Annotated in this window: 10 protein-coding genes and 2 pseudogenes; 6 read left to right on the plus strand and 6 right to left on the minus strand. The window is 38.4% G+C overall.

Annotation, left to right across the window (positions count from 1 at the left end):
* Positions 1 to 47 precede the first annotated feature (47 nt).
* Positions 48 to 1,171: pseudogene (gene tnpB, locus GSM42_RS17405) on the minus strand (IS200/IS605 family element RNA-guided endonuclease TnpB).
* A gap of 79 nt (positions 1,172 to 1,250) precedes the next feature.
* A complete protein-coding gene (locus tag GSM42_RS17410; protein WP_160802814.1) occupies positions 1,251 to 2,156 on the minus strand; it encodes a lipase family protein in 906 nt (301 codons plus the stop codon).
* Positions 2,157 to 2,315: 159 nt separating this feature from the next.
* Here GSM42_RS17410 and GSM42_RS17415 point away from each other — a divergent pair, with 159 nt between their 5' ends.
* From GSM42_RS17415 to GSM42_RS17430, 4 genes are all read left to right on the plus strand, one after another.
* On the plus strand, positions 2,316 to 2,702 hold the full coding sequence (locus GSM42_RS17415) for a hypothetical protein (RefSeq protein WP_160802815.1): 387 nt from the start codon (positions 2,316 to 2,318) through the stop codon (positions 2,700 to 2,702).
* Positions 2,659 to 3,231 carry a hypothetical protein gene (locus tag GSM42_RS17420; RefSeq protein WP_160802816.1) on the plus strand — a complete coding sequence of 191 codons (573 nt, stop codon included), beginning with the start codon at positions 2,659 to 2,661 and terminating at the stop codon, positions 3,229 to 3,231. Before GSM42_RS17415 ends, GSM42_RS17420 begins: the two co-directional genes overlap by 44 nt.
* A gap of 182 nt (positions 3,232 to 3,413) precedes the next feature.
* The gene (locus GSM42_RS17425) at positions 3,414 to 4,253 is read left to right on the plus strand and encodes an MBL fold metallo-hydrolase (RefSeq protein WP_160802828.1); all 840 of its coding nucleotides are present in this window, start codon (positions 3,414 to 3,416) and stop codon (positions 4,251 to 4,253) included.
* A gap of 97 nt (positions 4,254 to 4,350) precedes the next feature.
* Positions 4,351 to 5,205 carry a manganese catalase family protein gene (locus tag GSM42_RS17430; protein WP_160802817.1) on the plus strand — a complete coding sequence of 285 codons (855 nt, stop codon included), beginning with the start codon at positions 4,351 to 4,353 and terminating at the stop codon, positions 5,203 to 5,205.
* A gap of 57 nt (positions 5,206 to 5,262) precedes the next feature.
* Here GSM42_RS17430 and GSM42_RS17435 read toward each other — a convergent pair whose 3' ends face one another.
* Complete coding sequence (locus tag GSM42_RS17435) at positions 5,263 to 6,474, minus strand: cytochrome P450 (RefSeq protein ID WP_160802818.1); 1,212 nt, start codon at positions 6,472 to 6,474, stop codon at positions 5,263 to 5,265.
* 215 nt (positions 6,475 to 6,689) lie between these two features.
* Between GSM42_RS17435 and GSM42_RS17440 the strand changes: the two genes are divergently transcribed.
* Positions 6,690 to 7,289, plus strand: coding sequence for a hypothetical protein (locus GSM42_RS17440; protein WP_160802819.1), 600 nt, complete (start codon positions 6,690 to 6,692; stop codon positions 7,287 to 7,289).
* A gap of 557 nt (positions 7,290 to 7,846) precedes the next feature.
* On the opposite strand, the gene GSM42_RS17445 is transcribed toward GSM42_RS17440, so the two are convergent.
* The 3 genes from GSM42_RS17445 to GSM42_RS17455 all read right to left on the minus strand — a co-directional run bounded on the left by GSM42_RS17445 (position 7,847) and on the right by GSM42_RS17455 (position 10,239).
* Positions 7,847 to 8,086 carry a hypothetical protein gene (locus GSM42_RS17445; protein ID WP_160802820.1) on the minus strand — a complete coding sequence of 80 codons (240 nt, stop codon included), beginning with the start codon at positions 8,084 to 8,086 and terminating at the stop codon, positions 7,847 to 7,849.
* Positions 8,087 to 8,133: 47 nt separating this feature from the next.
* Positions 8,134 to 9,237, minus strand: a complete 1,104-nt coding sequence (locus tag GSM42_RS17450) for a hypothetical protein (RefSeq protein ID WP_160802821.1) — start codon at positions 9,235 to 9,237, stop codon at positions 8,134 to 8,136.
* Between the two features lie 405 nt (positions 9,238 to 9,642).
* The gene (locus GSM42_RS17455; RefSeq protein WP_160802822.1) at positions 9,643 to 10,239 is read right to left on the minus strand and encodes a TetR/AcrR family transcriptional regulator; all 597 of its coding nucleotides are present in this window, start codon (positions 10,237 to 10,239) and stop codon (positions 9,643 to 9,645) included.
* A gap of 187 nt (positions 10,240 to 10,426) precedes the next feature.
* Here GSM42_RS17455 and GSM42_RS17460 point away from each other — a divergent pair.
* Positions 10,427 to 10,988, plus strand: a pseudogene (locus GSM42_RS17460) (hypothetical protein).
* The last annotated feature ends 169 nt before the right edge of the window (positions 10,989 to 11,157 follow it).

Below are 11,157 nucleotides of genomic sequence, written 5' to 3' on the forward strand. Positions count from 1 at the left end.
GTGGGATTCTTGGGTAATCCTCGGTACTCCAAGGAAGTTTACCAAGCTTAAACCGTGAGCCCCACGGCAAGTAATCTTCTATCTTCTTGCAAAATGTTCTTTGCAGCATTGATATTTCGGTCATGGTGCTCGTTGCAATTCGGACAAGTCCATGCTCGCAACTGTAGCTGCTTTACTTCTTGGTTTCGATGACCACAACTTGAACAAAGCTGACTGGAAAGGATTTTCCTACTTTCACCAATCTCCTTCCATACTCTTTTGCTTTGTATTCCAACACGGAAACAAACTCCGACCACGAAGCATCGGTGATCGATTTCGCCAGCTTTTGATTTTTCACCATGTTCTTCACTTGCAAACTTTCGATATGGATGACTTGGTTTTCGTCCACCAGTTTCGTCGATCGTTTATGTAAAAAATCGTGGCGGGCATGGGTGATTTTTTCATGAATCCGAGCAACTTGGATGCGGGTTTTCTTCCAATTGAAGCCATCTTGTTTTCTTCGTGCCATCGTTTGTTGCAGTTTTGCCAGCTTTTGTTCATAGTGGCGAAAAAATCGGTTCGGACTCCAATTCGTTCCATCATCGAAAATGGCAAAGTCTTTCAGCCCTAAATCGATGCCAACAGCTTCCTTTCTCGCTGGGATGGATCGCAAAAAGCATGCTTCACAAAGGATGGAGATTTTGTATTTTCCCGCCCGGGTACGGCGAATGGTGGCGGACAAAATACGACCACTTATTGCTCGCGATGGGACAGACTTTACCCAGCCTAATTTTGGCAATTTGATTTTGTTCCCCTCTATTTCGATGGTCGGTCTGCTATTTTTGGAATAGTTACACTGGCTTGTATACGTTTGCAGCCGATTTTTTCTACTTTTGAAACGGGGAGCATCGCTTTGTTTTCGGAAAAAGCGCTGAAAAGCATCAGCAAGGTGTTGGAGGGTGTTTTGCAGAGAAGTGGAATCCACTTCTTTCAACCACGTTAACTCCCGCTTTTTTCCGGTCAAGGCACGGGAGCAGGTGGTATAGCTCAGCCCTTTCCCCGTTTCTTGATACACTCTGTTCCATTCACCAAGAAAATAGTTAAACACAAAACGACTACAACCGATGGATTTGTGAATGAGTATTGCTTGTGCTTTTGTCGGTCGAAGACGGTAGGAAAATGCTTTATGCATAGGATCACCTTCTTGCTGGAATTTTCCGAACATTAAAGATCGTATGTTTGCTACTTGTCAAGTATATCCAAAAATTATCCTACCAGCTTGCTTTCATCCCACTACCCCTACAGTGGGTTTTCTCGCTCGCAATGTTATAATATTGATTTACTCGCAAGTCCCGACGTATAGGGGGACAAAATCGAGGATTTTCACAACAGAGCTGCTCTGCATACCTAGGTGAACACCTGGCTAGTGCAGAGAAATACATATCCAATTGGTGATTTTTTAACAAAGGGAACTCAAGTGGTATGTTCCCTTTTTTACATTGAAAAGAAATCGGGAAATATCCTTTCACATGCTGATATGTCAATCCTTTTTTTGTAAACGGAGGTTTGATGTTTGCTTGTGGCTCTAATGGAATATAATCATGTACATTTACAATCCGGATACTCTCTTTGATATTGGAATTATATGCATATGCAAACGTTGGATTGCCAACTCGAGGAGCACCAAAAGTATACACTTTTGGATGACGAAAAGGAGTGTGTTTTGCGATGTCGACTGCTGCCAATGTTGCGATTGCCCCTCCTAGACTATATCCAGTAATATATAGTCTGCGTTTACGTTTTTTTGCTAAGCCACAACACGTGGCAATGATAGATTCTCGTAAATATCCATACAAGTACGTAAATCCTTCATGTGTCTTTCCGGCCCCATATATATAGGGATATCTAGTTTGATAGAGATTGAGATCGATAGATAGGTCAAAAACCCGAATACTTGTCCCTTTAAAAGCGAGGATAAGATTATCTTTGTTCTCCATCAAATACCCAAAAGCCTCACGTCCATATTTTCTAGGAAGACAAAAAACATGTACCAAACGATATCCTAAATTTTTCGGTACTACAAAACGAAGCCGATTGTCTAAATTTCTCGTTTGTCCACAACAAGCAAGTAAAAAAAGGGAATTGTTTATCAGTGTTTGGTTAACCCGACTTCCCATTTTGTCTCCTCCTCTGAAGCTACTTTAGCTATCCTATGCAGGAGAAAAAACAATGGTTTTCCTATTTGTCATGATCGAAGCCAAATAAACGTGTTTTATTATTTATCTAATTATTGTTATTCTTAATTTTTGGAGAAAGTAGAAAAGAATGTAAAGGAGATGGCGGAGGGAAATGAAACAACTATTGGTGATGGACCAAATAACAAAAAAAAGCGCAATTGGGCTACCGACGGGTTAGTCGTTTATAATGCAAACGGTTTAGGCAAAGTTCAATTTCAGCATTACAATTTTCATAATTACCTAATGATTGACAGTGAACCACTATTTCTGCATCAGTGGTATCCTACTTATGCTTATATGATGCATTCTGGATATGGAAAAGATAAGCTAGCAGATATGTTTGATGATGAGATAAATGAACTTTCTGTCGACCTGCCTTTTGATCAGTTACTGGACCTTCTAACTCCACTGCTTCAACTCTTTCCAACAGGACTATTTTTTTTTGTCGTTTTTCTATCATTGCCCAACCGCCCCCATAGATCCTGATCATAAGAACCCAGCAAAGTTCTTTTGGACAATACCGAAATGTGACTATGGGTGTGAACCGTTTAGTGGATATCCTACTTATCTGTCAGCTTCACAACTTCCAAAGCTACATCATCACGAACGAGTAAATTTTTACCGAGAAAAAATTCAACGTGGGGAATCCTTATCAGGTATTGCTTTCTATTCTGGTGATGGTTTGGTAAGCTCACTTTTGGATGGTCATCACCGAGCAACTGCTTCTTACTTAGAACAAGCACTTTTTCCTTGCTTGACAATCGTTCCTTTATCTAACTTGCACAATAGCATAAATACTTTTCCGATTCGTTACTTTCAAAAATCTAAGTTGGATCGTTACTCCCATTATTTGAAAGAACAAAAGATGTCCGCTGAAGATACGAATCTAGTTGATAAATTTATGGGAAATAAAATTTATTGGGATACATCCTATTTGCCGTCAGATATAAATGCAGGAGCATCAAAGTATCAAAGATTTTTTTATGATACAGTCGGGTTTAATCTTATTTTATAGAGATGACACAATAAGTGATTGGTGATCCTGACCTAATTGCAACAAACGACCCATGGTACCAGAAACATGGGTTGTTTGTTGTTGCTATATACAAGAACAAACGAATTTTACATAGATGAAAGAAAGAATGAAAACAATAATTAAAGTTGGAAATTGACTTTTAAAGAGGTGTCTTCATGAGTATGAGCGGTGATTTGGAAAATGGCAAAGATTATAAGTACATCCCCATAACATCTGTTACATCCCATACAGGACAAGAGATCACAACAGACTTGTATACCTATAACATTCAGGCCGTGAATGTTTGCATGGTTGGCAATAAAGATGACTGGGTTTTGGTTGATACTGGTATGCCCAAATCCACCGATGTGATTTTAGCAGTTGTCGAAGAACGTTTTGGGTCTATAAGTCATCCCAAAGCGATTGTACTGACACATGGTCATTTTGATCATGTGGGAGCTGTAGTAGATTTAGTAAAACAATGGAATGTTCCCGTATATGCTCATGAGTTAGAAATACCTTACCTAACCGGAAAACAGAGTTATCCAAAACCAGATCCATCGGTTGAAGGTGGTTTGATTGCTAAAATTTCGAATCTGTTCCCAAAAGAACCGATTCATTTAGGTACACATGTGGAAAAGCTTCCGTCTGATGGTAGTGTTCCAGAAATGAAAGATTGGAAATGGATTCATACTCCTGGACATACACCTGGTCATGTTTCTTTCTTTCGAGAGAAAGATCGAGCATTAATTGCAGGTGATGCATTTATTACAGTCAGACAAGATATGCTCTTTAAAGTCCTGACACAAGATCAAGAAATCAGTGGTCCGCCAAGGTATTTTACTACCGATTGGCAATCAGCATTTGATTCCGTTAAGAAGTTACGAGACTTACATCCAAGTGTTGCGATTACTGGTCATGGATCTCCTATGTCAGGTCAAGCATTATCAGATGGGCTGCAAAAGCTGGCAAATGAGTTTAACCAGATTGCTGTCCCGGATTATGGGCGTTATGTCCATTAAATCCAAGAATTTAGTGGCGTAAGTTCAAAGGAATAAAGTTAAAGAAGTAGAGAATCATAGGTAAGAATAAATTTAACTTCCGATTGGAGATATGCAAGTGTATTACTACAAAGAAGGTCTAATCAATGAAATCAAGCCAGATAAGCCAGATCCTGCCGCGGCCAAGGTGTTACAAGAAACACTGGGTGGACAGTTTGGTGAGATGAGAACGATGATGCAATACTTTTTTCAGAGTTCCAATTTTAGAGGGAAGGAGAAGCAATTTCGCGATCTACTCCGTGGAGTATTTTTGGAAGAGATTGCTCATGTAGAGCTTGTTCAAAGTACCATAAATGCTTTATTAGATGAATCTGGTGGTGCTGGTGTTGGGGATCAAGGAGTAGATCGAGCACCTTTAGATGAAGCGATCAAGCACGCTAATCCCCACCACTATATTATGGGTGCTCAAAGTTCGCTTCCAGTTGATGCAGGTGGCAATCCATGGAATGGGTCTTGGGTATACAATCATGGAAACTTGATTGCTGATATGTTAAACAACGTTGTGTTGGAGTCGACAGGTGTGTTACAAAAAACGAGAATATATGAGATGAGTTCAAATGCCACTTTTCGGGAGACATTAGGATTTTTGATCGTAAGAGATAATGCTCACCAAAATGTATTTGCCAAAGCATTAGAAACATTGGGCGTGGATTGGGCTAAACTTTTCCCTGTGCCTAACTATGATATTAACAAATATCCAGAGTGTCGGAAGTTTGTAGAAATGGGTTTCCACAATACACAATTTAATTTTCGCTTGGATCCAACAAGAATCGGTGAAATTCTTCAAGGGAAATCGCCAAGTAGAAATGGTGGAGAATTCACAGTAACCCAGCCGCCAAATGAATTTCCTGTTCCTGACTTACCTGACATGCCAAACGAACACAGCCCAGGTTTGGTAGATATGTTTCATTAAGTTGTTTTCCACATAAAAGGAACTCCGATCTGGAGTTCCTTTTTAAATGGAAGGATGCTACAAAAGTTGATCAAGTAATTTTTCTGCCTTTTGCTGATCAAATGTAAAATGAGCTTCTTTTACCCCATCCACAATTCCTGCAAAGCGATCAAATGGTTTGGTTTGATCGAATTGTAGATTAGGTAAATAATGAAGAAGTGTTTGCAAAGCTATTTTTGTTTCTAATTTTGCTAGCTGGGAGCCAACACAGTAATGCATACCAAGTCCAAATGTCATGTGTTGATTAGGCCAGCGATGAATATCAAATATTTCTGGACTTGTCGCATTTGGATTACCACCGTTAATATATTCATCCCGGTTAGCTGCACTAAACCATAGGCGAACCATGGTCATCGCGGGTATGTGCAAACCACTGTCTAAGGTCACATCTTTAATGGCTAAGGACGGTCCTGCTGCAAATGGTGTCCCAAAACGAAGAACTTCTTCACCAGCTCTACGGAGCCATTCTTCATTATGGATATTTGCACGAGCTTCATCAAGTAATCCAAATTCACCAAATAAACTGAGAGCATTTATAATATTCGTTCCAGTTGTATCCGTGCCAGCTTGAAATAATCCCCACATGTACCCCATTAATTCGATTTCGGTAATTTTTTCATTTTGCCAAGCTTCAATAAGAATATCGATAGCTTCGTTTCCTGGTTTTTTTTGTCGATAGTGAATTACTTCTCGAAAATAATCTTCTACTTCTTGTGGTTCGCGTTTTACTTGTTCTAGGTCTGGAGTTTGGGTGAATATTTCAAGTTGTGCCCTCATCCATTTCTCTCGTTCATAAGGAAGTCCTACCATCGAACAGATAGTTCGAAGGGAGAGGAGATATGCATACTCATTCGCTAGATCAAAATGACCAGTTCCTTTTTCGATTATTTTACGAATGAGAACTTTGGAATCATTTTCTATTTGAAGAGCCATTTCTTTCACGGGTTTGGTTCTAAAGTACGGTTCAATGATACTCCGCAATAAATCATGCCGACCAACTGACCCATCAGCTTTTCTCTTACCAGTTGCCCACAGAAAGTACCAACTTATATGGATACGTTGATTTTGTGGAGCCCAATAAGACGTATCTTGGGTAAATTCCTTTGCTTCTTCATCTAACATCACTCGTTTGATATCTGCATAGTTACGCAAATGAGCCACACCATTTTCTATAAACGCATCGCCTGCGGTACGAAAACGGATGTCTCTAGGAAAATCAGAAGGTTTCATAATTGTTCTCCTCTCTTAGTTGGAGCTAAGTCGTTATAGGTGGAGATAGCAAGTATTATAGCATAATAGTATTAAAGTATATCTATTTTGCTTTTTACTATAGCTCAAAGTGTAATAGTAATAGTTTTAATTTGCATGCTTTTCCTAGACAAATAAATGAAAGCATGATTTTATAAGGGTATAAATCAATATCAAATAAGGAGTACATTTAATTGATGGATAATTCTGTAGAAATACCAAAAGCTGCAGTAATGAGTGCAGCAAACGGTGTGATGTTTATGACATTTTTCGGGGCACTTTGGGCTTCCATTGGAGTGATAGGCTCTCATGGATTAGGCGCTCCATGGTTCCTTGTTTTCTCTGGTATTGTGACTTTAGTACTACTGTTTGGATCGATAACTCTATTCGCTAGAGCCAAGAAGTTTACCAATTCTTCTACGCAAGAAGACAGTGCACATTGGAAAATGGTTAATCGAAAATTTATGTTGATCTTTGGGTTAGAGGGTGTTGCAATCGCAATTGCAAGTGTTATTTGTAACGTAACAAATCACTTTGAACTATTTTTTCCTATCATGGCTATCATTGTCGGAGTTCATTTCTTTCCTCTTGCGCGATTGTTTAGAGTGAATTCGCACCATGTGACTGGAGCTATTCTTTGTGTTTTGGGTATTATTACTTTTTTCTTGCCTATGGGTGCTACAGTAGCTGGCGTTTCTATTATTTTAACTTCTGTATTTATCGGATTTGCTTCCGCGTTAACATTATGGGCAAATGGGCTATCTATATGGATTACCACTCTTAAAAAAATCAGATAAAAAAGGAGAGAGATGTTACATTCGCTCCTTTTTTAGTTATTTCATTTTATCTATATCTTGAAAAAATGTTATCACATCGTCCATCCAAACTTCTGAGATTTCTAATACTGCATAATGCCCACCTCGATCATAATCAGTCCAGCATACAATATTATATATTTGTGAGCGGGAAAACCCCGAGCTTCAGCGATGGGGATGAAAGCGAACGTCAGGAAAGGGAGGGGTTGTTTTTTACCCCTCTCAAAAGCCTGACATTTTTTGAAAAAAGATCTATACAAACACCTATTCGCATGGTAATGCTCACCATGAGCAGGCGATAACCAAGCTGCTTATATGATTGATGGAACATCTAAACCGTGGGGCTTACGGGGTTAGTTTGGTAATGAAGTGGTCTGAAACTACCGTCCCAAGAATCCCCCGCATTTATGCGTGGGGAGTGGTCAAGGGATAATTCTCCATACTTTCGAATGGGATTGTTTGTTAAATTCACAAATATTATCTTTTCATAAGGAGAAAAAAAGTGAAACCAGCCTTTGACATAGCTGACTTCACTTTTTCTACTTATTCTCATCGCTAATTTTCCAAGGTTTTCTCCCTTGCCATTCCTCTGGGAAAAATATCTTACCATCACGGATTTCTAAGACGACTATTTCCGAAAGTCTATCTATAATAACTACTCGTGGATAGGTCAAACGGTGTATATTGGCATACTGAAATACTTCAGATTCTACCTCCAAATCAACTTGGTGTTCCCGTTCGCCATCTTCTGTAAAACAGTACCCTGTAAAGATAACCATCACCCCTATTTAAAATGGTATTGTAGAGTGTAAAGGAAGCAAATTTGTTAACCAATATGTGATTGAATCTGTTTGATCTGTTCTTCAACCTGCTCGATAGATAATACTTCTAATACTTCTAATTTAGGTTTTAATGCTTCGTGCACAGGTGTGCAAAAAGTAATATCCCAAGATCGACCTCCTAAACTATTTTTACCTAACAGAACAATAGGAACACCATTTAATTTTGGAACATGATAGAGTGTACCTTCCCCAAACAACCAATTTGCAGGAGGAACTGCTTGCAATAGATTTCCTTTCTCGTCTAATGACCCATAATCATAAAACCCAAAAAGTGCGTGGTCGTGAATCTGTTCATCCAACCCTGAAATATTTACCCCCTTTGCAAGTTGAATAGCCTTTTCATTTCGTTTCAGATGGGCAAAGTCTGCAAGTGATCCAAATTGATTTACGTATTGGTCTTGCAGCAAAGTGAAGAAGTGGAAGTTATTTTGGATCATTTCTGCCCGTAAGCGAAGTCCGGTTTTACTCTCAGGGTGCAGCGCGATCAATTCGAAATCATCTACACTATAAATGACTTGTTTTAAGTAATAGAGATTGTCTATATCATCTTCCAAGTGAACTACTTGAGTGATGAATGGACCGTTTTGTCGTAGCTGTATTCTTGCTTCTTTCACACGGCATATGGAAGTCATCGTCGCTAATACAACATAAGGGGCAGTTATCCAACTTTTGACTGCGTCAGCGTCGCAGGCAAAGAGAAGATCGACATCTTTCAAGCTGAGTTTATCTGTATCTATTCTTTCTTGTTTTGCATGTGAAAAAAAAGATTCTACCGCGGTTAGATGATTTTCCAATTGCTTTACAATGGTATCTGCGATTATTTTTGGATTTCCACCGAACTCAATGAGTGTACCACTTATGAGACAAGCCAATCCTTTTTTATAAACATCTAATTCAGAAGGTAGGGTAGTGGCGATATTAGATAGTAGCTCGTCCAGTTTATCTCGATTTTCTACTGCGAAGCGTAATAAATTTTCGATAGCAGGTTCTTGAAAGGCAGTTTGATCTGTTTTGAGATCACGACTGCTAGTAATTGGGGTATGTAAGTATTGAACAAAATCTTGTATAAGCCTTTGTGTTTCCGTCATGGATGCACACTCCTAGATGTAGATAACATGTATAAAGCTGTTACTGTTTGTTTCTTTTGCAAAGTTTGTCGGTTCTTAACTAGTTAAGCAAGACATAAACTATTTTTTATCATAGATGTTTTTTAACTGGCTCATAGATTTTATCATAAAGTGAAGTGATAATTTCATTGTTGGATAAGTCATTCTCTACATGAATGATGAATTGTTTAAAATCAGTGTTTTCTTTACATAGTTTATTGATTGTTTCCAGTCTATTTCAAAGGCTGCTTTGTATTTTAAAGATATGTATGTCTAAATAGTTTGGAATCTTTTTATGGATAAACTAATGGGGTGTGGTACAGATTCGCACATAAGATGTCACACCCTTACATAAGGAAGAAAACAGACGATTTTCCGGATTTCACCCTACTTCTGTTTCTCACCAACCAACCCATAAAAAAACAGTTCCATCAACTGATCCATACTCCTCATTATTCTCCCTTGATCCGTTGTTTCCCAATACCGCCCCAGCTCATTTTTGTACATGGTGAGGTACATCATGATCACATCTTCTGTAAGATCTCTACGAATGTAACCTTCTTGTTTTCCAAGCGCGACAAACTTTATAAAAAATTGCATGACTTTCTGCTCGTTATACTCCTCGATCATTTGCATCAATCCCCCTACCTCAGAGAATGGGGATTTTTGAAAGTTATCCGATAAAACTTTTAAATTTTTGGCTTCAAGAATTATAATTTCCTTCGTCTTTTCTGAAAAGGGATATTCTGAATCTAGAATTTTCTCATATTGCTCCAACTGTTTGTCCATCCAATTCATAAGCATGTCGGCATAGAGCTGTTCTTTTGTTCCAAAGTAGTTATAAATGGTAGCGGGAGAAACCTTCGCATTTTGAGCAATTTCATTCACGCTTACCCTCTGAAAACCATATTTGGAGAACAATTCAAATGAGGAGTTGTATATCTGCTGAATTTTGTTCTGTTTTCGACGTTCGAATCCGTTCAAATTCTTCACCTCATTTGTAGTGTATCTCAAGTTATAGAGTGATTCAATAAAAGTGATACAAATCTATTGAGATTCCATTTGATATAGTTATAATAATTTTGTAATGAAATAGTACATCTCATACATAACTTTATTGTTCAAAGTGTTGTTCGCAAACATTAACTTTTGATAGGAGGAGTGTGCTTACATGAAGCAAATTAAGATTCCTTCATTTTTGCATGAGTGTTCGGCGAAAAGCAGAGTATAGGGTCTATTTTGACTATCCTGCTTTTCGGTGGATTGCTGACCGTTGCTTTATATTTGATGTTCCCTGAGCTCACAGACAACTTGCCGATTTGGCGCAGCACCTTGGCATTATTATTGATTTTCGATATTTTTTGTTGGATGCATAGCTAATTTTACAGCTCCAACCAGCAACTTTTATGCAGTACGCAAAACAAATCGAATCGTATTCATCACTGTACATTTTCATATCGTACTTGTTGCGTTACTCTTACATACTTATTTGGTATTCAATTGGTATTTGGGCATATACGATGGTAGGTGCATTTATCATGAATGCTTTGATCGGGAATCATTCACAACGATTTATTGCAGGTTTGCTCCTATCGGTTGGTCTTGGTTGGATACCCATGCTACCAAATATACAGCCTTATATGCTTATTACCTGTCTATTATTTATGCTTAAAGTGTTATTTAGCTTTTCCGTTGATCATTATGGTAAAGCAAGCAACAACACAGGTGAATAAGTATGAGTGCTCCGGATCGAATATCCATGCTAATAAAAAAAGGGAGGACTTTACCATCAAGAAGATTATTGTACCTCCAAACGAATGGAGCAACGAAAAAGATAATTCTTCGTTTATATTAGAGTTAGAAATTCCTATAAACTTAGAAAGTGAAAAAAACGAGGGATAA

The organism is Shimazuella alba (genome assembly GCF_009831235.1).
Taxonomy (GTDB): Bacteria; Bacillota; Bacilli; order Thermoactinomycetales; family Thermoactinomycetaceae; genus Shimazuella; species Shimazuella alba.